The 26,334-nt window shown below is 74.3% G+C and carries 19 protein-coding genes; 5 read left to right on the forward strand and 14 right to left on the reverse strand.

The features are described from left to right. Positions 1-276 precede the first annotated feature (276 nt). Entirely contained in the window at positions 277-510 is a 234-nt protein-coding gene (locus ACFVHI_RS06575; RefSeq protein WP_063349359.1) for a hypothetical protein, read from the forward strand. Between the two features lie 192 nt (positions 511-702). On the opposite strand, the gene ACFVHI_RS06580 is transcribed toward ACFVHI_RS06575, so the two are convergent. The 7 genes from ACFVHI_RS06580 to ACFVHI_RS06610 all read right to left on the reverse strand — a co-directional run bounded on the left by ACFVHI_RS06580 (position 703) and on the right by ACFVHI_RS06610 (position 10,567). Continuing rightward, positions 703-1,506, reverse strand: coding sequence for a serine protease (locus ACFVHI_RS06580; RefSeq protein ID WP_063351409.1), 804 nt, complete (start codon positions 1,504-1,506; stop codon positions 703-705). A 300-nt stretch (positions 1,507-1,806) separates the two neighbouring features. After that, positions 1,807-3,444: an RNA polymerase sigma factor gene (locus ACFVHI_RS06585; protein ID WP_063349358.1), complete on the reverse strand. Its 1,638-nt coding sequence runs from the start codon at positions 3,442-3,444 to the stop codon at positions 1,807-1,809. 454 nt (positions 3,445-3,898) lie between these two features. After that, the gene (locus ACFVHI_RS06590; protein ID WP_063349357.1) at positions 3,899-4,831 is read right to left on the reverse strand and encodes a FadR/GntR family transcriptional regulator; all 933 of its coding nucleotides are present in this window, start codon (positions 4,829-4,831) and stop codon (positions 3,899-3,901) included. A gap of 118 nt (positions 4,832-4,949) precedes the next feature. After that, entirely contained in the window at positions 4,950-5,873 is a 924-nt protein-coding gene (locus tag ACFVHI_RS06595; protein WP_380336354.1) for a hypothetical protein, read from the reverse strand. A 3-nt stretch (positions 5,874-5,876) separates the two neighbouring features. Then, positions 5,877-7,328: an ATP-binding cassette domain-containing protein gene (locus ACFVHI_RS06600; RefSeq protein ID WP_380336357.1), complete on the reverse strand. Its 1,452-nt coding sequence runs from the start codon at positions 7,326-7,328 to the stop codon at positions 5,877-5,879. Positions 7,329-7,569: 241 nt separating this feature from the next. Further along, positions 7,570-8,328 carry an NUDIX domain-containing protein gene (locus ACFVHI_RS06605; protein ID WP_380336359.1) on the reverse strand — a complete coding sequence of 253 codons (759 nt, stop codon included), beginning with the start codon at positions 8,326-8,328 and terminating at the stop codon, positions 7,570-7,572. A gap of 106 nt (positions 8,329-8,434) precedes the next feature. Then, positions 8,435-10,567 carry a glycogen debranching N-terminal domain-containing protein gene (locus ACFVHI_RS06610; RefSeq protein ID WP_380336477.1) on the reverse strand — a complete coding sequence of 711 codons (2,133 nt, stop codon included), beginning with the start codon at positions 10,565-10,567 and terminating at the stop codon, positions 8,435-8,437. Positions 10,568-11,332: 765 nt separating this feature from the next. Between ACFVHI_RS06610 and ACFVHI_RS06615 the strand changes: the two genes are divergently transcribed. Next, positions 11,333-12,646 (forward strand): alpha/beta fold hydrolase, encoded by a 1,314-nt coding sequence (locus ACFVHI_RS06615; RefSeq protein WP_380336362.1) that lies wholly within the window; start codon positions 11,333-11,335, stop codon positions 12,644-12,646. 61 nt (positions 12,647-12,707) lie between these two features. Here ACFVHI_RS06615 and ACFVHI_RS06620 read toward each other — a convergent pair whose 3' ends face one another. Further along, positions 12,708-14,282, reverse strand: a complete 1,575-nt coding sequence (locus ACFVHI_RS06620) for a DUF4192 family protein (protein ID WP_380336365.1) — start codon at positions 14,280-14,282, stop codon at positions 12,708-12,710. Positions 14,283-14,510: 228 nt separating this feature from the next. Between ACFVHI_RS06620 and ACFVHI_RS06625 the strand changes: the two genes are divergently transcribed. Beyond that, positions 14,511-16,706, forward strand: coding sequence for a RecQ family ATP-dependent DNA helicase (locus tag ACFVHI_RS06625; protein ID WP_063349352.1), 2,196 nt, complete (start codon positions 14,511-14,513; stop codon positions 16,704-16,706). A 419-nt stretch (positions 16,707-17,125) separates the two neighbouring features. Then, positions 17,126-17,764: a hypothetical protein gene (locus tag ACFVHI_RS06630; RefSeq protein WP_380336480.1), complete on the forward strand. Its 639-nt coding sequence runs from the start codon at positions 17,126-17,128 to the stop codon at positions 17,762-17,764. A 231-nt stretch (positions 17,765-17,995) separates the two neighbouring features. Here the strand turns inward: ACFVHI_RS06630 and ACFVHI_RS06635 are convergent, their stop codons facing one another. The 3 genes from ACFVHI_RS06635 to ACFVHI_RS06645 all read right to left on the reverse strand — a co-directional run bounded on the left by ACFVHI_RS06635 (position 17,996) and on the right by ACFVHI_RS06645 (position 20,238). Continuing rightward, entirely contained in the window at positions 17,996-18,673 is a 678-nt protein-coding gene (locus ACFVHI_RS06635) for a hypothetical protein (RefSeq protein ID WP_380336368.1), read from the reverse strand. Positions 18,674-18,772: 99 nt separating this feature from the next. Then, positions 18,773-19,471 carry a ribonuclease HII gene (locus ACFVHI_RS06640; protein WP_063349349.1) on the reverse strand — a complete coding sequence of 233 codons (699 nt, stop codon included), beginning with the start codon at positions 19,469-19,471 and terminating at the stop codon, positions 18,773-18,775. A gap of 215 nt (positions 19,472-19,686) precedes the next feature. Then, positions 19,687-20,238 (reverse strand): TetR/AcrR family transcriptional regulator, encoded by a 552-nt coding sequence (locus ACFVHI_RS06645; RefSeq protein ID WP_380336371.1) that lies wholly within the window; start codon positions 20,236-20,238, stop codon positions 19,687-19,689. Positions 20,239-20,604: 366 nt separating this feature from the next. On the opposite strand from ACFVHI_RS06645, the gene ACFVHI_RS06650 reads away from it, so the two are divergent. Further along, a complete protein-coding gene (locus ACFVHI_RS06650; protein WP_380336374.1) occupies positions 20,605-22,152 on the forward strand; it encodes an MFS transporter in 1,548 nt (515 codons plus the stop codon). Between the two features lie 180 nt (positions 22,153-22,332). Here the strand turns inward: ACFVHI_RS06650 and ACFVHI_RS06655 are convergent, their stop codons facing one another. The 3 genes from ACFVHI_RS06655 to ACFVHI_RS06665 form a co-directional block, all read right to left on the reverse strand. Beyond that, positions 22,333-23,850 carry a DUF4153 domain-containing protein gene (locus ACFVHI_RS06655; protein ID WP_380336377.1) on the reverse strand — a complete coding sequence of 506 codons (1,518 nt, stop codon included), beginning with the start codon at positions 23,848-23,850 and terminating at the stop codon, positions 22,333-22,335. A gap of 392 nt (positions 23,851-24,242) precedes the next feature. Next, on the reverse strand, positions 24,243-25,190 hold the full coding sequence (locus ACFVHI_RS06660) for a carbohydrate ABC transporter permease (RefSeq protein ID WP_063349346.1): 948 nt from the start codon (positions 25,188-25,190) through the stop codon (positions 24,243-24,245). Further along, positions 25,187-26,209 carry a carbohydrate ABC transporter permease gene (locus ACFVHI_RS06665; protein WP_063349345.1) on the reverse strand — a complete coding sequence of 341 codons (1,023 nt, stop codon included), beginning with the start codon at positions 26,207-26,209 and terminating at the stop codon, positions 25,187-25,189. Before ACFVHI_RS06665 ends, ACFVHI_RS06660 begins: the two co-directional genes overlap by 4 nt. Between the last annotated feature and the right edge of the window lie 125 nt (positions 26,210-26,334).

Below are 26,334 nucleotides of genomic sequence, written 5' to 3' on the forward strand. Positions count from 1 at the left end.
GAACTGCCGTTATGCAGGCTACCGGGGCCCGGGGCGGGGCTTATGCTCCAACCCGGCAGAGGATTATGCTACGCGGACCTCGCACCCGGTCCCGATCGGGCGTTCGAGGGACGGGCGGATCCTGGGATTCGGTACGCATGAACCACCGGCCCCCGGGGCACGTCCTCATCAACACAGCAGAATCCTCAGAGAAGAAAAGCCACGAGCGGGAACGTTTTCGGCCTGGTTGGATGTTGACCCTGGTACGACAGCTCGTCGAGCTAGAGAAGAGGCGACGTGACTACTGTTCTGACACCTGCGAGCCCGCTCACCGCGGCTGACCGCTGCGACCGCTGCGGCGCCCAGGCCTACCTGCGCGTCGTACTCGCCAGCGGCGGAGAGCTGCTCTTCTGCGCCCACCACGGCCGGAAGTTCGAGCCCGAGCTCAAGAAGATCGCCGTGGAGATACAGGACGAGAGCGGCCGTCTCAGCGGCACCACCAACGCCACGGCCGCCGAAGAAGAGCGCTGATCCAAGGCGCCACACCAGCAGTCGGCGTCGAGCTGTGTGTCCGGTCGCGCACCACGCGCGACCGGTGAGCCGGGCGACAGGTCCCCTCGGGGCCGGTCGCCCGGCTCTGCTGTTCCCAGAGAGCCGCACGCTCCGCAGCGATGTGGCTTCAGAACGTGACCAGTTGGCCATCGGCAACGGCCCGGGCGGCCCTCACAGCACCGAGCGCACCGCGTCCGCGACGGACGCCACCCTGGTGTAGACGCCCGGGTGGGCCGCCTCGGCGCAACCCGTCCCCCAGGAGACCAGGCCGACCAGTCGGCCGCCGACGACCAGCGGGCCGCCGCTGTCGCCCTGGCAGGCGTCCTTGCCGCCCTTCTCCTCGCCCGCGCACACCATGCCCCGGGCGTCGAACTTGCCGTCCTGCCCGCCCGGGTAGGCCTGCGCACAGGTCTGGTCCGCGATGACCGGCACCTCCACCCCGCGCAGCGTGGGCGAGTAGTCGCCGTGCCCGGTGGTGTCGCCCCAGCCGAAGACCCGCGCGGCGGTCCCGGCCGCGTACGGCTCGGTCTCGCCCTGGCCGACCAGGTCGATCACCGGCCGGGAGTCCTGGGGGTCGGCGAGGGTGAGCACGGCGACGTCGTTCAGGTTCGCGGTGAAGGAGTAGTCGGGGTGGATCCAGACCGACCGCACGGGCACCTCGCGGCCGGCCGAGCTGCGCATGTCGTCCCGGCCGATGACGGCCTTGAGCCCCGGCCGGTCCACCTTGGCGCCCCGGGACTCGTCGTAGAAGCAGTGCGCGGCCGTCACCACCTTGGTCGGCGTGACCAGCGCTCCCCCGCAGAACTGGCCGGAGCGGCCGCTGCCGAACTGCTGGCGGCTGGACAGCGCCACCACCCACGGGTGGTCGGCGGTGGTCTCGGCGGTGCCGCCGACCACCCGGCGCTGCGCCCCGGCCGGACCGGCCGCACCGAGCGCGACCAGCGGGACGGGGACGGCGGCCAGCAGCGCCAGCACGGCGGCCCGTCGGCGGCGGCCCGCACGGGCGGCCGCCGGGCTCGCCGGGGGCGGGGCGGGGGTCGGCAGGGCAGCGCGGTCCGGGTTGGGCAGCACCGTGACTCCAGTCGGCTCGGCAGCAGGCAACCGCCACAGCGTAGGTGATCGACTACGCGGTGCGACCGCTTCCCGCCGCACCGCCACCCGGACGAGGGACAACGGCCACCCGGACGCTGACCCGCCCGGGCCCGGACAGCGGCGAAGGCCCGGAGCCGTGGGGCTCCGGGCCTTCGTCACACGCTTGCGACCGTACCGGCCGGATCAGTCCAGGTAGTCGCGCAGCACCTGGGAACGCGACGGGTGGCGCAGCTTCGACATGGTCTTCGACTCGATCTGGCGGATGCGCTCACGGGTGACCCCGTACACCTTGCCGATCTCGTCGAGCGTCTTCGGCTGACCGTCCGTCAGGCCGAAGCGCATCGAGACCACGCCGGCCTCGCGCTCGGAGAGGGTGTCCAGCACCGAGTGCAGCTGCTCCTGGAGCAGGGTGAAGGAGACCGCGTCGGCCGGGACGACCGCCTCGGAGTCCTCGATCAGGTCACCGAACTCGCTGTCGCCGTCCTCGCCGAGCGGGGTGTGCAGCGAGATCGGCTCACGGCCGTACTTCTGGACCTCGATGACCTTCTCGGGGGTCATGTCGAGTTCCTTGGCCAGCTCCTCCGGGGTGGGCTCGCGGCCCAGGTCCTGGAGCATCTGGCGCTGGACGCGGGCCAGCTTGTTGATGACCTCGACCATGTGCACCGGGATGCGGATGGTGCGGGCCTGGTCGGCCATGGCGCGGGTGATCGCCTGGCGGATCCACCAGGTGGCGTAGGTGGAGAACTTGTAGCCCTTGGTGTAGTCGAACTTCTCGACCGCACGGATCAGACCGAGGTTGCCCTCCTGGATCAGATCCAGGAAGAGCATGCCGCGGCCGGTGTAGCGCTTGGCCAGCGAGACCACCAGGCGGAGGTTGGCCTCCAGCAGGTGGTTCTTGGCGCGGCGGCCGTCCTCGGCGATGATCTCCAGCTCGCGCTTGAGCTTGGGGGCGAGCTTGTCGGCGGCCGAGAGCTTGTCCTCGGCGAACAGACCGGCCTCGATGCGCTTGGCGAGCTCGACCTCCTGCTCGGCGTTGAGCAGCGGGACCTTGCCGATCTGCTTCAGGTAGTCCTTGACCGGGTCGGCGGTGGCACCGGCGACGGCGACCTGCTGGGCCGGCGCGTCGTCCTCGTCGTCGTCGGAGAGCACGAAGCCCTGCGACTCCTCCTCGGGCTCCGCCTCCTCGCCGGCCTTGTCGCCGGGCAGCGCGACGTCCTCGAGCAGCTCCTCCTCGCCACCGAGCTCCTCGTCGCCCTTGCCCGCCTTGGCGGCGGTCTTCTTGGCGGCGGTCTTCTTGGCCGGCGCGGCGGCCTTCTTGGCGGCGGCCTTCTTGGCCGGGGCCGCCTTCTTCGCCGCGACCGTCTTCAGCTCGGAGGCGACACCGGTCGTCTCCGAGGTGATCCCGGCGGACACCGTGGGGGCGGACGCCGTGGCGGCCGCCACGGCCGGGGCCGCGACGGGCGCACCGGGCGCGATCCGTACGGGCGGCTTGGTCGGGGCCGTGGAGGCGGACGGGCTCCGGGTGGTGACAGCCTTGGTGGCGGTGCGCTTGGTGGGGCTCTTGGCAGCAACGCTCTTGCGCTTGGCGCCGGCCGGTTCGGCCGCGCTGACCATGAGATCCACCCCCTCCTCAATCAGCACCTGGTTGAGGCTGCGCATGACGTTCTTCCACTTGGTGACCGGGATCTGGTCCGCCTCGAACGCCTGGCGCACGTCGTCACCGGCGATCTGCCCCTGGGCCTTGCCCCGCTCGATGAGCGCCAGCAGAGCTGCGGACTCGGCGATCTCGGGGGGAAGTGAACGGGATGTGCTGGCCGACACGAACAACCTCTCGGACGATGAGTGGACTCGAACCCGTACCGGCCGCCCGAGCGGGCGGGGAAGGAAATCGCGCGTCGGACGCGCGGTGTCGATTCCGACCGACTCGGGCTTGAGGACTGGGTTTGCAGGACGGCAGCAGCGCCGCGGACCAACACAGCATTGTGACATGTTGAAGTATTCCGGAGCTGCCCCCGCTCAGGAGACATCGCTGCTACTCGTCAAGTGTTACGCATGGCCTTCGTGTCGCGGGTCACACCACTCGGCACCCACGGCCACGGGGCCGGAATCCATCATCGCTCACCCGCGCCGAAACCTATTGTCATGGACGGGGCATCACGCGTCCGGGTAGGACCGCCGACGTGCAGAAGCCCTCCGGCTGCGCCGCGCGGGTGCGGCCGGAGGGCCCTGGAGGAACGGAGGACGGACGGGGCGCCCGCTCACCGGAACAGCCCGCTCAGTGCTCCCGAGGGGCGGGGACGGACGGCTCGATCTCGGGGTGGACGGTGAGCAGCGCCCGCATCGCGGCCTCCCCCGCGGTGCCGTCGCCGGTGCCCAGCGCGTCCACCAGCCGGGCGTGCAGGCTGACCGAGGACTCGGAGGCGCGCTCGCAGGAGATCGCCGGGCCGCCCGACACCTGCAGCGCGCCGGCGACGATCCCGGACAGGTGCTCCAGCATCCGGTTGCCGGCCATCTGGAGGATCAGGCCGTGCAGCTCGGCGTCGGCCCGGGCGTAGGTGGAGAGGTCGGCCTGGGCGGCGGCGTGGCCCATGATCTCGACCAGCTCGACCAGTCGCTGCTGGACGTCCTCCCGGCCGTGGCCGGCGGCGAGCCGGGCGGCCAGCGGCTCGATCGCCCAGCGGAGCTCGAACAGTTCCCGGCGCTGCTCGTCCCGCTGCGGGCCGAAGGCGCGCCACTCGATGATGTCCGGGTCCAGCAGGTTCCAGTCGGCGACCGGGCGGACCCGGGTGCCGACGTTCGGCCGGGCACTGACCAGGCCCTTGGCCTCCAGGACGCGCAGCGACTCGCGGACGACCGTGCGGGACACCTCGAACCGCTGGCCGATCTCCTCGGGCACGAGCGGACGGTCGGCACCGAGGTCGCCGGAGACGATCATCTGGCCGAGCTGCTGGACCAGCTGGCCGTGCAGACCGCGACCGCGGCTGCTGGTGGTCTTGCGGCCGACCCGGGCGAGATCGGACTCGGCGCCCTCCCAGCGGGGCGCCGGCGGAGTCGGCCGGTCGGCGTACGAGAAGCGGTCCAGATCGCCGGGGCCGTGGATGGGTCCGTCGGCGGAACGGGCGGGGGTCATGGTGGGGTGCGCAAGGGTACTCACAGCTCCTTTGTCGGCGATCGGCAGGCGCAGCTTGAGAATTCTCGTGAAAAGCACACGAAAGGGTGATCGACCGCGACTGGATAATTGACTTCTTATCAGGAAGAACCGCGCATTACGGTCACTGCTGGTCGATCTTGATTCTTCGGCGCGACCACCCCCTCGACGCCCGGCGTCAGAGCGCGCGCCGCCGGACCTGCACCAGGAGCGCCGCGAGCAGCAGGACGGCCGCGGGCGCCGCCACCGCCACGAGCAGGGCCGGATCCGTCAGCGCCGCACTCCCGGCCGCCGCCTCGTGCCCCCCGCGGTAAACCCAGCCGTAGGCCCATTCGACGCCGGACTGGAACGGCAGCAGTTCGGCCGCACGGGTCGGCCACGGCCTGCCGGTCTCCCGCAGCAGCAGCGCCACACCGGACTCCAGCAGCGGCGGCAGCGCGCACAACAGCAGCACCCCGACCGAGGCACTGCGGGTCAGCGACGCCGTCAGCACCCCGGTCCAGCCCGCCACGACGGTCAGCAGGACGAAGGCCAGCAGAGCCGCCGGCACCCCGTGGCCGACCGCCAGCCCCACCGGAGCGAACACGCCCGGCAGGTCGGCCAGGCCCGGCAGGTCGGCCAGGCCGGACAGCCCGGTGGCGGCCAGCGCCTGCGACACCTGGTCCGACAAGGCCGAGGGCTCCGCCCAGGCGGCCACCGTCACCCCGCCCGGCAGCGCCAGCTGCACCGCCACGGCGTCGAGCAGCAGGGTCGCCAGCGCCAACAGCCCCGCGACGGGACCGACCACCAGCAGCTTGGCCAGCAGCAGCTGCACCCGCCGCGGGTACGACACCCGGGAGGCCGGCAGCCCCGGGTGTCGCACCTCGTGCCCGTACGAGAGCGCGCCCAGCACGCCGGCCCCGAACGCGGCGAACGGCAGCGGGATCAGCGGCACGGCGGCGGTCAGCAGCCGCACCCCGGCCGGGGCGGCCAGCGGGCCGGCCGGGGCCTGGCTCGCCAGGACGGCGGCCGTGACGGCGTCGCACAGCAGCACGGCGGTGAGCAACAGCCAGGTGGAACGCAGGCCGCGCAGGCGGCGCAGCTCGTAGGCCAGGACACGCACGGTTCACTCGCTCCGGTGGTCGTCGGGGGTGGCGGGGCTGACGGGACCGCCGGGGACCGGGGGCGCGGCCTGGGCCTGGGCCGGGCGGCCGAGCCGGACGGTGTCGTCGGTCAGCAGGTCGGCGGCGCTCTCGCGGCGGCCCCTGGCCGGGTCGGGCCCGGGCTCCCCGGCGCCGGCGGCGGGGACGGGGACGGGGGTCGGGGCGAGGGCCGACGCGGATCTGGCCAGGGCGCCGGGGCCGCCACGGAACAGCCGCTCCACGGCGACGGTCGGAGTGGGCTCGGCGGGCTCGGCCTGGTGGGGGGTGGTACCGAGGGTGGAGAGGGCGGTCGCGGCCGAGGCGGCCGGCAGGGCGCGGGTGGGCAGCGCCGCCTCGTCCCGGTGGTGGGCGGCCGCCGGCCGGGCCTCCAGGCGACGGGCGCCCCGGTGGCGCGGGACGGTGACGGCCGGGGCATCGGAGGCCGGTTCCTGAGCGGGCTCGGGTCCGGACTCGGGGCCCGGCTCGGCAGCGGTGGGGCCGGACTGGACACGGAGGTGGCCGGAGCGGCCCGACGCGACCGGCAGGGCGGCCCGGGGCGCCGGCTGCTCGACCACCCGGTCGGCCAGCTCGTGCAGCAGGATGCCGTGGCGATAGGCGAGTTCACCGATCTCGGTACGGTCGATGCCCGCCACCGCGAGGCCCGCGCCGCCGTCCCGCCGCACCTCGGCGCCCTGACTGACCAGCAGGTCGGCCAGCCGCGCCATCTGCGGCCCGCGGACGGCCACTTCGGGGCTGAGCCTGGTCCGGCGGAACTCCGCCACCGGCTGGTCTGCCACCAGCCGACCGCGGTCCAGCGTGATGACCCGGTCGGCGAGCTGCGCGGCCTCCTGCGGGGTGCGGGTGGTCACCAGGACCGTCCCGCCGGCGACGCCGAACGAGCGCAGGAAGGAGTGGAACCACTCGACGTTGCGCGGGGACAGGCCCTCGGTCGGCGCGTCCAGCAGCAGCGTGCCGGGGTCGCCGAGCAAGGCCGCGGCCAGGGCCAGCCGGCGGTGCATGCCGGGCGAGAAGCTGCGCAGCCGCTGCCCGGCGACGGCGGCCAGCCGGGTCTGCTCCAGCAGTTCGTCGGCCCGCCGCGCAGGGGCGCCGACCGCCGCCGCCAGCATCCGCAGGTGGCCGTGCGCCTTGCGGCCCGGGTGGCCCGCCACGGCGGCCGCGCCCGGCCCGGGGCCGGGCAGCAGCACGCCGACCTCCCGCTCGGGGCGGCGCAGCCGACGGTAGGTGCGGCCGTCGAAGAGCGTGACGCCCTGGCCGCGTTCGAGTTCGAGCATCAGCCGCAGCGCGGTGGACTTGCCCGCGCCCTCGGCGCCGAGCAGCACGGTCACCATGCCGGGCCGGGCGTCGAAGGTCAGATCGAGCACCGCGGGCGGCGCGCCCTTGCGGTAGACCTTGGTCAGTCCGGTGATCTGGATCATCGCTGCCTGCTCCCATGCCCTCGGCCGACCTGCCCGACGCGGGGCGCCCCCTGGTGTGTTGGCGCGTGCCGGCACGGCCCCGCGCCAGCACATTAGGGGCCGGTGGCGGAGATTCCGGGCATTACGGGAGCGGCGCGGGCCCGTCGGCCACCCACCTCACCCGATCAGGGGACAATCCGATCCTGCGATTCCCGGGCCAGGGGGAGTCGGCGGCGGGCCGGGGGCGGCGGGCCGGGGCCGGTCAGGACTCCGGGCGCAGCATGGGCGGGTTGAGGACGGTCGCGCCGCCCGCGGTGAACAGCTGGGCAGGACGGCCACCCTGACGGGTCGTCGTGCCGCCGGAGGGCAGCAGGAAGCCGGGGGTGCCGGTGACCTTGCGGTGGAAGTTCCGCGGGTCCAGGACCACGCCCCAGACCGCCTCGTAGACCCGGCGCAGCTCGCCGACGGTGAACTCGGTGGGGCAGAAGGCGGTGGCGAGGGAGGAGTACTCGATCTTGGAGCGGGCGCGTTCCACGCCGTCGGCGAGGATCAGCCCGTGATCGAAGGCGAGCGGGACTCCGTCGACCGGGCTCTGGCCGAGCAGTTCGCCGACCGGGGCCCAACGGGCGCTGCTGGCGTCGCCGCCGGCCCGGGGGGTCGGCAGGTCGGGGGCGAGGACCAGGTAGGCGACGCTGACCACCCGCATCCGGGGATCGCGCTGCGGGTGGCCGTAGGTGGCGAGCTGCTCCAGGTGGGCACCGGCCGCGCCGGAGCCGACCGCCTCGTGGCCGGGGGCTGAGTGCGCGCGCAGGCCGGTCTCCTCGGCCAGCTCCCGAGAGGCGGCCTCGGCCAGGCCCTCGTCCGGGCGGACGAAGCCGCCGGGCAGTGCCCAGTACCCCTGGAACGGCGGCTCGCCGCGTCTGACCAGCAGGGCGCAGAGCGCGTGGTCGCGCACCGTCAGCACCACCAGGTCAACCGTGACAGCGAACGGGGGGAAGGCCGACGGATCGTAGCGCGACATGGCGACGATCATAGTCGTCTCTCTGACGATAAGCACAGGCCCGTACACGGACCGCGCCCGGCCCGCCTGAGGTGTCGCCGGAGCCGGGCGGGCCCGGGCAGGGGTGTCAGCGGGCGACCAGTTGCAGCTCCGCGGAGGCCTCCTCGACCATCGCCACGCCGATCCGGCTCACCCGGACCGAGAAGGGCTCGCCGGCGACCCGCAGGCCGGTCAGCTCCAGCTCGCCGAGCGGAGCGGTGCTGGCCGGGCGGACCAGCACCCGGCCGCCCGGCACGTCGGGGCGGACCCCGGCGAGCGCGAACACCGCGTGCGCGGCGCCGGCCGCCGAGACCGCCGCCGGGCGGCAGGCGGCCGGGTGCGGCACCGGCGGGCAGCCGGGGATGCGCTGCTCCCCCGCGTACATCTCGGGCAGCCGCCCCTCGTAGTGGGCGGCCGCGGCGAGCAGGCCCTCCAGCAGGGCGCCGGCCTCGTTCTCGTGGCCGGCTTCGGCCAGCCCGGCGATCGCCAACGCGGTCTCGTGGACCCGCACCGCGCCGCCGCGGTGGCCCAGCGGGTTGAAGCGGGGGGACTTGGCGCTGAGCGTGCGCAGGCCCCAGCCGCTGTCCAGCTCCGGCGCGGCCAGGCGCTGGGCCAGCAGCCGGGTCTGTTCCCGGTCCAGCAGGCTCTCGTGCCGGCCGCCGTCGGCGGCGAGCCCGGTGTCCAGCAGGTGCACCAGGCAGGAGGCAACGGCCGGCAGTGGCTGGCCGCCCGGCGCCAGCGCGGCGGCGGGGCGGCCGCCGGAGAGGTCGTCGATCCAGAACCGCTCGCGAAAGCGCCCGCGCAGTTCGGCGGCCCAGCCGCGCCACTCCTCGGCGCCGGGGCGGCCGAAGGCCTCCAGCAGTTCGGCGCCGTGCAGGGCGGCGCGGTGGGCCTGCGCCTGGACCTCGGCCCGGGCGGCCACCGGGTGGGCGGTGCGGTCCTCTGCCGGACGGCTGAGGTCGGTGACGAAGCCGTCGACCAGGCCCTCGCGAAGGGCGGCCAGGGCCCGCTCGGCGGCCGGGAGCAGGTCGGCGGTCTCCGCGCGGGGCAGGCCCCAGCGCCAGGCCTCGGCCAGCACGGTGACGAACAGCAGGGTGGCCTCGGTGGCGGTGCAGGTGGGCGGCAGCTCGGGGCCGCCGTGCCGGAGGGCGCCGGGCAGCAGGCCTTCGGTGCGGCCCGGGGCGGCGGCGGGCTGCTGACGGCGGGCCAGCGCCCGGAGGGTGCCGGCGGCGAGCCGGGTGCCGAGCGGCAGGGTGAGCCGGGCGGCCCAGAGCGCGTCGGCCGGGGCGAGGCCGAAGCGCCAGGGCGCTCCGGAGGCCGGGTAGAGGTCGGTCGGGCGGTCCGGGTCGGCGAACAGCAGCCCGCCGAGGGCGTCCAGGGAACGGGTGACCAGCAGGGCGGCCCGGGCGTCGTCGCTGCGGACCTCCGGTTCGGCCCAGGGCAGCGGCACGCCCGTGCCCCGCCCGCCGGGCGGCCGCGGGCCGGGGGCGGTGCTCTCCAGTTCGGCCCGCAGCTCGACCGACCAGCGGGCGCCGGGTTGCACCTCCAAGTCCCACCGGAGCACCCCGGCCCCGGCCAGCACCGCGTGCGGGGAGGGCTTGGCGCTGACCACCGCGCTGTGCGCCGGGCCGGCCCAGCGCAACCCGGCGGACTGCACCTGGCCCGGCAGGTCGGCCGGGCGGTGCCCCGCGGCGATCTCGGCGACCGGGCCGAGGTCGGTGCCGAGGGCGATCTCCATCGGCAGCCGGGCGGGCCGGCCACCGGTGTTGCGCACGATGACGGTCTCCACTCCGTCCGCGTGACGCAGCCGCTCGACGGTGAGCGCCGGGTCCGGGTCGAGGTCGCCGGGGAGCCGGACGGCGCCGAGGAAGCGGGCCTGCGCGGTGCTGGTCAGGGCGCCCTGGAGCGGCAGCGGCTCCATGCCGCCCAGACGCAGTTCCATCCGGGCGAGCACCCGGACGCCGTTGCGGTAGAAGCCGTGCAGGCCGTGGCCGCGCAGCTGACCGTCCGGTCCGGAGGCGGCCATCGCGGGGGCGTTGACGCAGAGCACCGCGTGGTGGACGGCGGGAGGCTGCGGCCTTGGCGGGGCCGCGAGCCGACTCGGGCCGACGGACGCCCCCGCCGGTCCGGCCGTCTGGACCTGCTGGACCTGGTCGGGGCGGCCGACCGGTCTCGGCGCGCCGACCACGCTCTCGGCCGGCATGGCCTGTGGTGGCCTCATGGCGGTCACCGGACTCTCCTCCCCTCGGCGGTCCGGTGGCCTGGTCAGGCCGGTGGGCCGCGAGCACGCTCGATCGCGTGCTGATGGTGCCGGGCCGGCGGGGTGCCCCGTCGGCGGGTGTGCCGTGTCTGGCCGTACCCGGTGCCGGGCCGTGCCATGCGGTGCGCGGTACCAGGCCGGTACCGGCGCGCCGCGCCTTCGCGTCGGGCCCGACGCGGCGCCCGGCGCGTCGTCAGGTCCGGTGGCCCGGCCTGCCGGTGGCGCCCGGCCCGTGGGCCGCAGCAACGGCCGGGCCAGGTGACCCGAGCGGGCCCCGCACGCTCCGGTGCCCCGGCGCCGTGGCCACCCCGCTCGGCGGGCGGTCCGCCCGGAACCTGCCGCCGGACGAGCGTCGGCCGGTCGCCGGCCCCCCGGGGTGAACGCCGCGCACCGCCTCCAGGTCACGCCCGGCGACGGGTGCGGCCCGTCGAGCCCGGCCCGCCAGGCGGTCGTGCCGCAGCCGTCGAGCCGTCACGGTCGGGCCGTCACTGGGCTGCCACCAGGGCGGCGCGGTCTCGCCGCCGGGTGGCGGCGGCTGCGTCCCGGCCCGCGGCCTGCCGTGCAACCCGCCCCGGCCCGGCATCGTATGCCTGGCCGAGTGGGCGGTGGCCGTCGAACCGGTGCCCGACCGCGGTCAGGATACGGTGCGGGGGTCGCGGCGCCCGCACCCGGTGACCCCGTGAGCCGCGACCTGACCGCTGTGACCAGCAGAGACCTAGGAGTTGCATGTCCACCGTCAGCCGGCTGCCCGGGATTGTTACGACCGACCACATCTTCCAGGCCCCCCTCGACCACGCCGACCCGCAGGGCGAGCAGATCGAGGTGTACGCCCGCGAGGTGGTGGCCACCGGCCGCGAGCAGGCCGACCTGCCCTGGCTGGTCTTCCTCCAGGGCGGCCCCGGCGGCAAGGCCGCCCGCCCGCTCGGCCGCGACGCCTGGCTGGAACGCGCCCTCGACGACTACCGGGTGCTCCTGCTCGACCAGCGCGGCACCGGTCGCTCCACGCCCGCGACCCGGCAGACCCTCGCCCGGCGCGGCGGCGCCCAGGAGCAGGCGGACTACCTGGCGCACTTCCGCGCGGACTCGATCGTGCGGGACGCCGAACTGATCCGCCACCAGCTGCTCGGCGCGGACCGGCGCTGGAGCGTGCTCGGCCAGAGCTTCGGCGGCTTCTGCACCCTCACCTACCTCTCCTTCGCCCCCGAGGGCCTGGCCGAGGCCTTCATCACCGGCGGCCTGTCCGGCCTCGGCAGTTCGGCGGACGACGTCTACCGCGCCGCCTACCCGCGGGTGGTCCACAAGAACGAGGACCACTACGCCAGGTTCCCGCAGGACGTCGAGGCGGTACGGCGGATCGCCGCGCACCTCGCCGCCGCCCCCGCGACGCTGCCCGACGGCGGACTGCTCACCGTCGAGGCGTTCCAGGCCCTCGGTCTGATGCTCGGCGGCGGCAGCGGCTCCGGCACCCTGCACTACCTGCTGGAGGAGGCCTGGGTGGACGGCGCGGCTGGCCCCGAGCTGTCCGACACCTTCCTGGCCGGTGCCCAGGCCAAGCTCTCCTTCGCGGAGGGCCCGCTGTACGCCGTGCTGCACGAGTCGATCTACGGCCAGCGCTCGGTGGACCAGGGCGGCACCGCCTGGTCGGCCGAGCGGGTCCGCAAGGAGTTCCCGCAGTTCGACGCCCGGGCCTCGCTGGACTCCGGCGCACCGGTGCTGTTCACCGGGGAGATGATCTACCCCTGGATGTTCGACACCGACCCGGCGCTGCGCCCGCTGAAGGAGACCGCGGACCTGCTGGCCGCCCGCACCGACTGGCCCGACCTGTACGACCCGGCGCAGCTGGCCGCCAACACCGTCCCCGTCGTGGCGGCGGTTTACCACGACGACATGTACGTGAACACCGCCGACTCGCTGGCGACCGCCCGCGCGGTGCGCGGTCTGCGGACCTGGATCACCAACGAGTGGGAGCACGACGGCCTTCGGGCGAGCGGCGGCAAAGTGCTCGACCGCCTGATCAAGCTGGCGCACGGCGAGGCCTAGCGAAGCCCGCCCGGGCCGGGCGGCGAGGCTCCGGGCGGCCCCTGGCGGACGCCCGGCGAGGTCAGCGCGCATGGTGGGCTCCCCTCGCCGCCCGACGGACGCCACGGCACCGGTGGCGCCCGGCGGCCGACGGTGCGGCGGCGGCCCGGGACACCGCTGCCCGACCGAGCCGCAGACCCCGGGCGGACCGCTGCCGGGGCACCGGAGCGCACCCGGGCGCCGGCAGCAGGGCGAGCGGGCCCGGACCGTCCGGGCGCGGCGTCGGCTCAGCGGGGCCGACCGGGCCGACCGGGCCCCACTCGGCCGCCGCCGTTGTGGCCTGAGCCGCCTTCGCGGCCTTCCGGCGGGCCGTCCGGCGGCGGCGTGAGGCCCCCGCCGGCCCGGGCAGCCCCGACGGCCCACCGCGGCCCGCCTGGTCACCACCCGGGCCCTCGGTGGGCGCCGGCCCCGGTTCGCCGGCGGGCGCCGGCACAGGCCCACCCGCCTCGCGCCGCCGACGCTGCGCCTCGACTGCCGCGAGCAGCGCGTCGGGCGTCATACCGTCGTTCAACGACTCGTACAGCAGCTCGGCCAGCAGGTAGGACGGGTCGAGCCGGAGGACGTGGCCCAGCACGACGCGGGCCGTCGCGGTGTCCCCCGCCACCCAGGAGGCCCAGGCCAGCAGGGTGAGCGGGGCCACCGCGCAGCCCTCGTAGGGCGGCACGGCGCGCCGGGCGAGGAAGCGCCAGAGCCGCTCGGCGGGCGCGAGCTCGGCGGGCCGGGTGTACTCGACGCCGCGATCCCGGGTGAGGCGGTCCCGCAGGGCGACCAGCAGCCGGGCCGCCCGCTCCTCGTCGAGCTCCCGGGCCCCGGCCGCGAACTCGGCGAAGGCCTGGTCGAGCAGGCCGGCGCCCTGCTCCTGGACGGCCGTGCCCCCGGAGCCCCCAGCGCCGTCAGCACCGTTGGCCTCGGCCGCCTCGGCCCGCGCGAGCGCCGCACGCTGGGCGTCCGCCCCCGGCGGGCCGATCGGGGCCAGCCCGCCGATGATCGCCTTCCGGCTGCCGCGCGGCGCGAGGCCGGCGAAGGCCGCAGCGGCGGCCGCCGGGCCCGGGCCGGGGGCACGGCGGATCGGGTTGCCCGCCGGATCGCAGCACCCGGCGCGGCGGCAGAGGAAGGACCACCAGCGGCCGTCCGAGACGCAGAGCGACTCCTTGACGGCCACGCCCCTGCGCCCGAAGGCCGCCCGGAGGTCGTCCGCCAGCGGCCGCAGGCCGTCCACCGCCGGAGGGGCGTGCGCCGTGGTCGGATCCTGGCAGAGGTAGAGGAGCACTTGGACGGGCCGCTCGCCGTGCCGCTCGGAGAGGGCGACCAGCAGGGCGGCCGTCTCCTCCGCCGCGGCCGGCCACTGCTCGGGCGACTCCGGGATGTCCGCCCGGATCACTCCGCCCTGGTGCAGGTCGGGCCCCTGGAGGCCGACCGCGACGATGCTGTCGTCGGGGTAGAACCCCAGGAGGTAGGGCAGCAGCTCGGCCATGTCGGCCGGACCGCGCATGGTGACCGGCCGGTGGCCGGAGGACGGGCCGAGGGACAGGGTGACGCGCTCGTTGTTCATGACGCTCCCGTTGTTCATGACGCTCCGGTTGTCCGCGGCGTTCATGACCGGAAGCGTGACGCAATCCGAGAGACGCACCGGATTTTTCTCTTTTCCTGTGGATAACTCCGCCCTCGTTTTCCGCTTCCCTCATTCGGAGCACACCGCGCCCACTCCCCCGGGTGATTAGTCGGCGGCCGTTCAGCTGAGGAGCTGATGAAATACATCAGGCCTCCACCTCTCCGCAGCCACGGCATTCGCCTCATGTCAGCGGCTCGGGGTTACATGGACGCCATGCAGCAGCCCGAGAACCACACCACCGCCACCGCCGACCGCGCCGAGGTCCGGGCGCGGGCCGAGGCCGTCCTGCGCGAGCTCGCTGGGCCCGGCGCCGTCCTGCGCGAGGACCAGTGGACGGCCATCGAGGCCCTCGTGGTCGACCACCGCCGCGCCCTGGTCGTGCAGCGCACCGGCTGGGGGAAGTCCGCGGTCTACTTCATCTCCACCGCCCTGCTCCGGGCCCGGGGCGCCGGGCCGACGGTGATCGTCTCCCCGCTGCTCGCCCTGATGCGCAACCAGGTCGAGTCGGCGGCCCGGGCCGGCATCCACGCCCGGACCATCAACTCGGCCAACACCGACGAGTGGGACGAGATCCAGGCCGAGGTCTCCGCCGGGAAGGTCGACGTCCTGCTGGTCAGCCCCGAGCGGCTGAACAACCCCGACTTCCGCGACCAGGTGCTGCCCAAGCTCGCCGCCTCCACCGGCCTGCTCGTGGTCGACGAGGCCCACTGCATCTCGGACTGGGGCCACGACTTCCGCCCCGACTACCGCCGGCTGCGCACGATGCTCGCCGAGCTCCCGCCCGGCGTCCCGGTGCTGGCCACCACCGCCACCGCCAACGCCCGGGTCACCGCGGACGTCGCCGAACAGCTCGGCACCGGCAGCACCGACGAGCACGCCCTGGTGCTGCGCGGGCCGCTCGACCGGGAGAGCCTCACCCTGGGCGTGCTGGCCCTGCCCGACCCGGCGCACCGGCTGGCCTGGCTCGCCGACCACCTCGACCGGCTGCCGGGCTCGGGCATCGTCTACACCCTGACGGTGGCCGCCACCGAAGAGGTGACGGCCTTCCTGCGCGAGCGGGGCTTCCCAGTGGCCTCCTACTCCGGCCGCACCGAGGACGCCGAGCGCCGCACCGCCGAGGCCGACCTGCTGGCCAACCGGGTCAAGGCGCTGGTCGCCACCTCCGCACTGGGCATGGGCTTCGACAAGCCCGACCTGGGCTTCGTGGTGCACCTCGGCTCGCCCAGCTCGCCGATCGCCTACTACCAGCAGGTCGGCCGGGCCGGGCGCGGCGTCGACCGGGCCGAGGTGCTGCTGCTGCCCGGGCGCGAGGACGAGGCGATCTGGCGCTACTTCGCCTCGCTGGCCTTCCCGCCGGAGGAGCAGGTGCGCCGCACCATCGACGCGCTGGCCGAGGCCGGCCGCCCGCTGTCCACCGCCGCGCTGGAGCCCCGGGTGGACCTGCGCCGCACCCGGCTGGAGACCATGCTCAAGGTGCTCGACGTGGACGGCGCCGTCCGCCGGGTCAAGGGCGGCTGGACGGCCACCGGGCAGAGCTGGGCGTACGACACCGCCCGGTACGCCAAGGTCGCGGCCTCCCGCGAGGCCGAACAGCGGGCGATGCGCGAGTACGCGGCGACCACCGGCTGCCGGATGGAGTTCCTGCGGCGCCAGCTGGACGACGAGCAGGCCCGTCCGTGCGGCCGGTGCGACAACTGCGCGGGGCCGCTGCACACCGCCGAGGTCTCCGCCGAGGCGCTGGACGCGGCCCGGGCCGCCCTCGGCCGCCCGGGCATCAGCTTCGAGCCGCGCCGGCTCTGGCCCACCGGGATGGACTCCCTCGGCGTGCCCCTCAAGGGCCGGATCCCGGCGGGCGAGCAGGCCGAGAACGGGCGGGCGCTCGGCCGGCTGTCCGACATCGGCTGGGGCAACCGGCTGCGCGCCCTGCTGGCCGACCAGGCCCCGGACGTACCGGTCCCCGGCGAGGCCGTGGACGCCCTGGTCGCGGTGCTCGCCGACTGGGCCCGCGGCCCCGGCGGCTGGGCCGGGCCCGCGACGGCGGACGGCACCCGGCTGGAGCGGCCGGTCGGCGTGGTGGCCATGGCCTCCTCGACCCGCCCCCAGCTGGTGGGCAGCCTCGGTGCGCGGATCGCCGAGATCGGCCGGCTGCCGCTGCTCGGCCGGATCGAGTACGTCGACGGCCGGCCCCCGCACGGCGCGCGCAGCAACAGCGCCCAGCGACTGCACTCGCTGGCCGGCGCGCTGACGCTGCCGCCGGAGGTGGCGCAGGCGGTGGCCGAGGCCGGCGGGCCGGTGCTGCTGGTGGACGACCTCGTCGACTCGGGCTGGACGGTCACCGTGGCTGCCAGGCTGCTGCGCCGTGCCGGGGCGAGCGCGGTGTTGCCCCTGGTGCTGGCCGTGCAGGGGTGACCGGGCGGCGGTGGGCCGCCATTCCACCCATCACTCGAATGGCCTAACGAAGGGAGAAAGCAGCCCCCTCGCGAACACGCGGGACGCCGGAGCGGGGAAAGGAGTGGTCACCGTGCCGATGGCGGTTCACCGGACCCCGCACACGGTCTGGATCAAGGTCCAACGCCGCCCGAACGACACTCGGAGCGCGGTGGAACATATCCGGCGGAACGTGGGCTTTCGGGTGGCGTTCATCGTTTCATCGTTGCCGCTCCACCCCGGATACCGCGAGAATTGGCGCGTACCCGAAACCCTGTCCGCTGGACCCGGCCTTCGGCGTACCCACGTACCCGCGTGCCAGTGGGTCAGGAAGGAGGATCGTGATCAACGGTATCGGCCGAGGTCAGCATCCCCTCGCCCGGAGTTCGGCGCCCAGACGGCTGCTGGACCTGGAGACCTGGACCGCCTCGGGGATCCCGTTGCTGCGCGACCCGCGCGAGTTCGTCGTGGAGTTGCACCAGCGCCACCTGCCCCAGCCGGGCACGGTCGTGATCGCCGTCCTCAACGCGCTGCACCACGTGTCCGCCTCGGCCTCGTTCACGCCCTGGCCACACGACACCGACGGCTGGCAGCACCGCAACGCCCTGCTCACGCACCTGCGCCAGGTCACCCCGCACGACCTGCGGCTGGCCGAACCGACCCGCACGGCCGTGCTGTTGCGCTGCCGCGAGGGCGCGCCCGGCTGGACCGAGCAGGACGGCGCCTGGATGTGGGCTCTGCAGGACGCGGCCGTCCTGCACGGGCTGCGCTGCGGCTCGTACATCGGGCTCACCCCGGCGGGCTGGCACGTCCTCGGGGACGGCCGGAGCGGACGCGATCCGCACGCGGGCTCGTGGGCGGACGGGGTGGTGCACACCGTCACGGAACTGCCGCCGCGCTCGGCGCTGGACGCCCCGCGCGGCCAGCGCGCCCGGCACCAGGCGGCCGAACGGGCCCAGCACGCCCGGCAGTCCGAGCACCCGTGGCCCCCGGCGCGGGTCGCCGCCGTCCAGCCCGCCCGGCGCACCGGCACCCGCTGACCCCGCCGACACCCACGGGTCGCGGCCACAGACGACGCCACGGCCTCGGACCACGCCACGGCCGGGGCCGACCCGAAGGCCCGACGGCCGGCACCAAGACCAGGCACGGGCGGGCCCGGGCCCGGCCACGGGTCGGCCGCGCCCCGGACCGTACGCCCTCGCCGCACCGGGGTACGACGGACCCCGGGCCCGGCACCGTGCGGCGCCGGGCCCGGGGTGGCTCGGTCGTGGTCAGGCGCTGATCGAACGGCCCGGCGCGGTTCCGGCCGCCCCGGTGGCGACCGGGCCGGCGTCACCGCAGACCACGAGCAGCGCGGTCGTGTGGCCGAGCGCCTTGGCGTGGGCCTCGGCGGCCCGGGCGGCCGTCCCGCCGTTGACCACCAGGACGACCACCTCCCGGCGCACCGGGCGGGTCAGCGCGACGTCCGCGTAGAACACGTCCCCGCCCTCGGCGAGCTGCGCCCAGTAGCGCTCCTCGCCGAAGGAGAGTTCGTGCTGCTGCCAGGGGTGCGCCTCGCCGACCGTCAGCACCAGGATGTCGCCCGGGTTGCGGCCGGCGTCCAGCAGTCGGTCGACCGCGTCGTCCGCGTGTTCCAGTGCCTGCGCCGGGGTGGCGGCGACGCGCTGGATCTCGACCTGCGGTTCGGCGCCGCCCGAACGGCGCTGCGCCGGCGGGGGCTTGGGGATCAGTCGCGGCGGACCGGAGCGGTCGGCGCGCGGGGGTGCCGGGCGCGGCGGTGCCGGACGGGGGCCGGGCACCGGAACGGCGGCGACGGTGGTGGGTGCGGTGGAAGAAGCGCCGCCGTTGGCAGGCGCGCGGAGGGCTTGTGCGTCCGACTCGCGGGGGAAGGGAACGCCGGGGCCCGGGAGGCTCTCGTGAATCTCCGACTCCTCGGGGAAGACAGGCATACCCGGATATCTATCAAATGCCGCTCGAACACGCACGCGCACCCCACCCATTGGGCACCGCACACCCACCGCCCCACCCAGGCAATTCCAGACGGACCGTCAGAAACCGAGCGTCAACTGTTCGTCGGCGGAGCCTTCGGCCGCACCCGCGACGTCACGGACGCGCTTCAGGTGCCGCCACTTCGGCAGCGCGTCCAGGTATGCCCAGGAGAGCCGGTGATGCCCGGTGGGGCCGAACTCCTCCAGCGCGGCACGGTGCACCGGGGACGGGTAGCCAGCGTTGTCCGCGAAGCCGTATTCCGGGCATTCCTCGCCGAGTTCGGCCATCAGCCCGTCGCGGTGGACCTTGGCGAGCACCGAGGCGGCGGAGACGCAGATGCAGGACTGGTCGCCCTTGATCACCGTGCGCACCTGCCAGGGGCCGCCCAGGTAGTCGTGCTTGCCGTCCAGGATCACCGCGTCGGGCTCGACCGGCAGCGCCTCCAGCGCGCGGACGGCGGCCAGCCGCAGCGCCGCCGTCATGCCGAGTTCGTCGCACTCCTGCGGCGAGGCATGGCCGAGCGCGTAGGCGGTGACCCAGTCGGCGAGGACCGGGGCGAGCGCGCGGCGGCGCAGTTCGGTGAGCAGCTTGGAGTCGGTCAGCCCCTCCGGGGCCTTGCGCAGGCCGGTGACGGCCGCGCCCACGGTGACCGGGCCGGCCCAGGCGCCGCGCCCGACCTCGTCCAGGCCGACGACGATCTTGGCGCCGGCGCGGCGGAGCGAGCGCTCGACGGAGTGCGTCGGCGGGACGATGGGCATCGCGAGTTCCGTTCGGCGGAGGGGCAGCCCGTTCAGCTGGGCAGCATCCAGCCTAAGCCCCTCCGCTCAGCCGCCCGGGCCGACCGCAGGCAGCCCGCCCACCAGGCCGCCCGCCCGAACCGCTCACCCCGGCAGCCCGCCCGAGCCGCTCGGCGCCAACCGTCGGCACCAGCCGGCCGGCAGCCCCGCCCGCGGAGCCGCGGCCGCAGCCGTCCTCAGGCGCGGATCAGCGGGTACAGCACCTCGTCCATCAGCCGGGCCCCGAAACCCGGCCCCATGTTCTCCCGGCCGCAGATCTTCACCTGGTAGAGCAGCATCGCCGGGACGACGTCCGCGACCAGCGCGGTGGCCGCGCCGGGCCGGACGTCGCCGCGGTCGGCGCCGCGGCTCAGGATCGCCAGGATGGTCTCCTTGGTCGGCTCGATCACCCGCTGGCCGATGAAGTCCTTGAACACCTCGGCCCGTTCATGGTCGATCTCGCCCATCAGCGTCTGGATCGCGGCGCCCGTCGGGGAGTTCATCGCGCCCATGAACACCTCGATGAGCTGCCGCAATTCGAGATCGGCGGACCCGAGGTCGGGGGTGTCGTAGGGGCGTGGGAGAGTGGCGTCCAGGGCGTCGATGACCAGTTCGTCCTTGGACGCCCAGCGCCGGTAGAGCGCGGCCTTCCCGGTCCGCGCCGCGCCGGCGACGCCTTCCATCGTCAGCCGCGCGTATCCGCCGGAGGTGAGCTGGTCGATCGTAGCCTCGAAGATCGCGTTCTCCAACTCCTTCCCCCGGCGCCGCACCGGCCGTGTGAGGGCCTCGCGGGCGATCCGCATCGGGCAGTGAGCCGCCGGTTCGGGCGCCGCTCCCGGTGGCGCCGCGGGTGACGGGGGCGCGTCCGCCGCCTCAAGCGGTCGGGCGCCCGCCCGACCGGTCGCCCGGTCCGCCGTCAGACGCCGCACCAACCGATCCATCGCCACCATCCTTAGGGAACGCTTGCGTTCACAATCAGGCCCAGGATATCGTCCACATTAGTGAACGATCCCGTTCCTTCCTAGCCCGCGCCAGACCGTGGGCTCACGCCGGACCAGTCGGTCCGCAGCGTACGAAGCACGCAGCCAGGCACATAGCCAGCAGGGGGCACAATCGTGGCTATCTCCGACACGATCAGCAAGAACTCACCACCACAGAGCAGCCAGGGCCGGGGCAAGGGCATCACCCTGACCGTCATCGCGGCCACGCAGTTGATGGTGGTGCTCGACGCCACCATCGTGAACATCGCGTTGCCGCAGATCAGGGACGCGCTGAACTTCTCGACCACCAACCTGTCGTGGGTCATCAACGCCTACACGCTGACCTTCGGCGGGCTGCTGCTGCTCGGCGGGCGCGCGGGCGACATCCTCGGCCGCCGCCGGGTGTTCATCTTCGGGACCCTGCTGTTCGGTTTCGCCTCCCTGCTGGGCGGCTTCGCCCAGGACGGCGGGATGCTGCTGGCCGCCCGCGCGCTCCAGGGCATCGGCGGCGCGATCTGCTCACCGACGGCATTCGCCCTGATCGCCACCAACTTCGAGGAAGGGCCGGAACGCAACAAGGCGTTCGGCGTCTTCTCGGCGGTGGCCGGGTCCGGTGCCGCGATCGGCCTGCTGGCCGGCGGTCTGCTCACCGAGTACCTGGACTGGCGCTGGGTCTTCTTCGTCAACGTGCCGATCGCGGCGCTGATCGCGCTCGCCGCACCGCGCTACATCGCCGAGTCCGAGCGCCACGCGGGCCGCTTCGACCTGCCGGGCGCACTCACCTCGACACTCGGCCTGGTCGGCCTGGTCTACGGGTTCATCCGTGCCGCCTCGGACGGCTGGTCGGACAGCATCACGCTCGGCTCCTTCGCGGGCGGTGTGCTGCTGCTCGCCGCGTTCGTCGTGATCGAGAACCGCACCGACCAGCCGATCACCCCGCTGCACCTGCTCGCCAACCGCAACCGCACCGGCGGCCTGGTGATGATGCTCTGCCTGGCCGCGGCCATGTTCGGCATCTTCTTCTACATCACGCTCTTCGTGCAGGGCCCGCTCGGCTACAGCCCGCTGAAGGCCGGCGTGTCCTTCCTGCCGATCAGCGTGTCGATCATCATCGCCGCGCAGCTCGCCTCCAGCCTCCAGGCCAAGTACGGCCCGAAGCCGTTCATGGCGGGCGGCGCCCTGCTGGTCACCGTCGGCCTCACCTGGCTGACCCAGATGAGCAAGGACAGCGGCTACCTGGACGGGGTGCTCGGCCCCACGGTCATCTTCGGCTTCGGCATGGGCCTGATCTTCGTCCCGGTGATGCTGCTCGCGGTCGCGGGCGTCCCCGGTCAGGAGACCGGCGCCGCATCCGGCCTGCTGAACTCCATGCAGCAGATCGGCGGTTCGCTCGGCCTCTCGATCCTGACCACGGTCTTCGCGCACTACGCCACCGCCGAGGGCAAGCTCCAGCAGCCGAAGTTCCTCCAGTCGGCCACTCCGGACCAGCTGGCCTACCTCCAGCAGCACCACGAGTTCCCGAAGGGCACCGACGCCGCCAACTCGGTCCTCACCCAGGGGATTTCGCACGGCTTCATCGTGGGCGCCGTGCTCGCCGGGCTGGCGCTGGTGGTCTCGGTCTTCGTGATCAAGGCCAAGGCCAGCGACCTGCCGAGCGGGGCCTCCGGCGTCGCGATGCACTGAGCCCGACCAGGGCACACCGCACCACAGCGCACCACAGCGCACCACACCGGGCCGGCCGGGAGCAGCACGCTCCCGGCCGGCCCGGCCGCGTTTCCCGGCCCCGACTCCCGCCCCTACTCCGCCCCCGACGCAGCCGCAGGCGTCAGGCACCGACGCAGGCACCGGCGTCAGGGCCGGGCGTCAGGGCCAGAGGTCCTGGTACCTCATCCCGGCCCGCTCGCAGGGGGTGCGCCCCTCCTCCAACTGGTCCACCAGCGGCCGTTGCGCCAGGATCTCCCGGGCCCGGGCGGCGGAGGCGCTGGTGGCGTACCAGGCCGGCCCGGGGTGGTTCTCCAGCCCGGCGCGGATCAGCTGCAGCGCGCAGGCCCGCTGGACGGCGGGGAGCCGGTCCAGGGCGGGGGCGGCGTCCGGCGAGAGGTCGCGGACGTTGCGCAGGTCGATCCGGGAGGTCCGCTCGAAGCGGGCGACGTTCTGCTCGGCGATGATCGCGTCCGGGCCCATCAGCCCGTACACCGCCGCCGTGAGCATGCCGCTGAGGACGACGACGCGGGGCAGCCAGCCCGCCGAGCGGGTCAGCCCGGCGGTGATCAGCAGCAGCAGGACGACGCCGAGCCAGCCCTCGACCACCAGCACCCAGAGCCGCAGCCTGGTCAGGCCGGAGGCGTCGACGTAGAACCACATCCGGCCGAGCGCCGAGGCGACCACGACCAGGGCGAGCACGCAGAGCGCCCCGAGCAGGATCCGCGCCACCCGGCGGTCGGCGGGCGTGCTGCGCGGGGCCCAGCGCTTGGCGACCGCCACCACGACCAGGGTGAGCGCGGTGATCACGCTCAGCTGCCAGAAACCCTGCCGGGCGTACTCGGAGCGGCTCATCCCGGTGTTGCGCAGGACGGCGTCGGCGCCGCCGAGCACCACCAGGGCCTGGATCACCGCGAAGGCGCCGAACATCAGGTTGAGCGCGACCAGCGGCAGCGCCCACTCCAGCCGGCGGCGGGCCCGGCCCGGCCGGACGACCGTACGGTCCCAGCGGCGGGGCCCGGCCGCGATGTGGGCGAAGCCCAGGGCGGTGAACGCCCCCAGTGCGAACAGCGCCGCGCGCAGCGGGAGCCCGCGGAGGTCGAGGCTGGGGCTGAGGCTGCCCAGCAGGTCCGCCATGGCGGCGTCCGCACCGGCGAACAGCAGACCGAAGACGGTCAGCAGGACGGCGGCGACCGCGAGTGCCTTGAGCACCGGGACGATCCGGCCCCGGTAGGGCAGGCTCCGGCCGCGCAGCCCGTCCCTCAGCCAGAGCACGCCGGGCGGCAGCTGCCAGAGGACGGCGGGCAGGGGGAGCAGGACGCCCGCCCAGCGGCGGCCGCCGTGCAGCGCGAGCGAGGCCAGGCCGAGCGCGCACCCGATGGACAGCGACACCGGCCAGCCCGCCTCCCAGAGCGCCGGGACGGTGAGCAGGGCGACTGCGAGCAGGCTCCACACCACCGTCCAGGGCCGGATCCGGCGGCCCGCCGACCGGGCGGCGAGACCGGCCGCGGCAGCGGTGGCGCCGGCGCAGATCAGCAGGTTGACGCCCACGCCGTCGAACAGCAGCCAGGCTGTCAGCAGGCCGGTGAGCAGTGCCAGGAGGAGGACCCGGGGCGTGGCGGCCGCCCTGCGCTCGGAGTCGCTCGGGCGCAGCCACCCGCGGTGCGGCGGCACGGGCATGCCGGATCCCCAATGAGGGCCGGGTCCGGGTCCGAGCGTCGCGGGCCCGGGCATCGCAGGTCCATGTGTCGCGGGCCCATGTGCCGCGGCTCCATGTGTCGCGGGCCCGGGCTCGGGTGGCAGGTCGGCCAGGGCGGGCGTGGACGGGCCGGACATGAGTCCCCCTCGGTGGTCGGCGGGCATGCGGAAGCCGCCCTTGGGGCAGTCCGCCGTCGGGCGCGCTCGGCGCCGCGGCTGCAGCCGACTGTAGACCATTCTGAACAGGTTCAAAACTCAGTTCTGAACAAGTTCAGAAATCTCGGCCCGCCTTCCCACCACCGCTCCCGGAGCCCTCCCGCACCGCTCCCGCGGCCCTCCCGTACCCCTCCCGGGGCCCCTCCACCACCCCTCCGCTACCCCTTCACCGACCCGGCCAGCAGGCCCCGGACGAAGTACCGCTGCAAGCTGAAGAAGACGATCAGCGGGACGACGATCGACAGGAACGCCCCGGCCGTCAGCAGCTCCCACCGCCCGCCGAAGGACCCGGACAACTGCGCCAGCCGGACCGTCATCGGCGCCACCTCCGGCGTGCCGCCCGCGAAGGTCAACGCGACCAGCAGGTCGTTCCAGACCCACAGGAACTGGAAGATCGCGAACGAGGCCAGCGCCGGGGTGCACAGCGGCAGCACGATCGAACGGAAGATCTTGAAGTGCGAGGCCCCGTCCACCACCGCCGCCTCCATCAGGTCCCGCGGCAGCTGGGCGATGAAGTTGTGCAGCAGGAACACCGCCAGCGGCAGCGCGAACATGGTGTGCGCCAACCACACCGGCGCGTAGCTGCCCTTCAGGTCCACCGCCGGGATCAGCGTCAGCGAGCCCAGGTGCGCGCCGCCGGAGAAGAGGCGCAGCAGCGGGATCAGCGCCATCTGGATCGGCACCACCTGGAGCGCGAACACCGCGAAGAACACCGTGTCGCTCCCCCGGAACCGCACCCAGGCCAGCCCGTACGCCGCCATCGCCGCCAGCACCAGCGGGAACAGGGTGGCCGGGACGCTGATCGCCAGCGAGTTCACCAGGAACGGCATCAGCCCGGTGGAGACGCCGGAGCCGCCCTCGAACAGCACCGTGTGGTAGTTGCCCAGGCCCAGGTCCGGGTGGAGGAAGGCGTTCCACCAGCCGTTCGCCGTCACGTCCTGCTTGGGGCGCAGCGAGGTCACCAGCAGGCCCACCGTCGGGATCGTCCACAGGACGGTCACCGCGATCACGAAGACCGAGGCCAGCGGGCTGCTGAAGGCCTTCCGGACCGGGCTGCCGTGCGGCGCGCTCATCGCGCGGGCCGGCCTGTCGTGCGGTGCGCTCATCGGACCGCACGCTCCTTCCGCAGCTGGACGATGTTGTAGGCCACCAACGGCAGCACCGCGAGGAAGAGGATCACCGCGAGGGCGCTGCCCCGCCCGGTGTTGAACTGCACGAAGGACTGCGAGTACATCTCGTTGGCCAGCACCTGGGTGCCGAAGTTGCCGCCGGTCATGGTGCGGACGATGTCGAAGGCCTTCAGCGTGATGATCATGATGGTGGTCAGCACCACCACCACCGTGGTGCGGATCATCGGCACCGTGACGTACCAGAACAGCCGCACCCCCTGCGCACCGTCCAGCCGGGCCGCCTCGGTGACCTCGTCGGGGATCGCCTTGATCGCCGCCGACAGCACCACCAGCGCGAAGCCCGTCTGCACCCAGACCATCACCGCCATCAGCAGGAAGGTGTTCAACGGCTGCGAGAGCATCCAGTTCGGCGGATCGTCCCAGCCCACCGCGATGGCGAGTTGGCTCAGCAGGCCGATCTGCGACTGGCCCGGTCCACGCGACTCGTAGACGAACTTGAAGATGATCGAGGCGCCGACCAGCGAGATCGCCATCGGCATGAAGATCAGCGACTTGTACACCGCCTGGCCGCGCATCCGGTCCACCAGCAGCGCCAGCACCAGGCCCAGGCCGGTCGCCGCCAACGGCGCGACCACCAGCCAGAGCAGCGTGTTGACCAGCACCTTCTGCACCGAGTCGGTGGTGAACGCCCAGCCGAAGTTCTCGCCGCCGACGAAGCCGCTGCCGTCGGCGTTCTGCAGGCTCAGATAGACCGTGCGGATCAGCGGCACGACCAGGCCCACCAGCAGCAGCACCGCGGCCGGGCCGAGGAACACCACCACCGACAGCGGGCGGGAGAGCCGACCCCGGGCCCGGCCCGCGGCGAAGAAGACCAGCAGCAGGATGCCGAGGAAGCCCGCGACGGCGCCGAGGCTGTTGCCGAACTTGACCGCCGCGTCGCCCCAGGAGCCGGTGGCGAGCGCGGTGACCGGTGAAGGGGTTCCGGGTACGGACATGACGGTGCGTCCCTCCTGTTCTGGTGGGAAGGGGCGGGGGGGGGGGGGGGTGGGGGGCGGCCCCGCCCCACACCGGGGGTGGGTTAAGAGCGCCGCGCCGGGCCCCCCCGCGGCAGCCCCCCGCC

Source organism: Kitasatospora sp. NPDC127121 (assembly GCF_042677305.1).
Classification (GTDB): Bacteria; Actinomycetota; Actinomycetes; order Streptomycetales; family Streptomycetaceae; genus Kitasatospora.

Excerpts from the sequence above, each read along its gene's own strand:
- ACFVHI_RS06600 (WP_380336357.1), bottom strand. The coding sequence starts at position 7,328 with ATGATCCAGATCACCGGACTGACCAAGGTCTACCGCAAGGGCGCGCCG.
- ACFVHI_RS06605 (WP_380336359.1), bottom strand. The coding sequence starts at position 8,328 with ATGTCGCGCTACGATCCGTCGGCCTTCCCCCCGTTCGCTGTCACGGTT.
- ACFVHI_RS06610 (WP_380336477.1), bottom strand. The coding sequence starts at position 10,567 with ATGAGGCCACCACAGGCCATGCCGGCCGAGAGCGTGGTCGGCGCGCCG.
- ACFVHI_RS06615 (WP_380336362.1), top strand. The coding sequence starts at position 11,333 with ATGTCCACCGTCAGCCGGCTGCCCGGGATTGTTACGACCGACCACATC.
- ACFVHI_RS06620 (WP_380336365.1), bottom strand. The coding sequence starts at position 14,282 with ATGAACGCCGCGGACAACCGGAGCGTCATGAACAACGGGAGCGTCATG.
- ACFVHI_RS06625 (WP_063349352.1), top strand. The coding sequence starts at position 14,511 with ATGCAGCAGCCCGAGAACCACACCACCGCCACCGCCGACCGCGCCGAG.
- ACFVHI_RS06635 (WP_380336368.1), bottom strand. The coding sequence starts at position 18,673 with ATGCCTGTCTTCCCCGAGGAGTCGGAGATTCACGAGAGCCTCCCGGGC.
- ACFVHI_RS06640 (WP_063349349.1), bottom strand. The coding sequence starts at position 19,471 with ATGCCCATCGTCCCGCCGACGCACTCCGTCGAGCGCTCGCTCCGCCGC.
- ACFVHI_RS06655 (WP_380336377.1), bottom strand. The coding sequence starts at position 23,850 with ATGCCCGTGCCGCCGCACCGCGGGTGGCTGCGCCCGAGCGACTCCGAG.
- ACFVHI_RS06660 (WP_063349346.1), bottom strand. The coding sequence starts at position 25,190 with ATGAGCGCACCGCACGACAGGCCGGCCCGCGCGATGAGCGCGCCGCAC.
- ACFVHI_RS06665 (WP_063349345.1), bottom strand. The coding sequence starts at position 26,209 with ATGTCCGTACCCGGAACCCCTTCACCGGTCACCGCGCTCGCCACCGGC.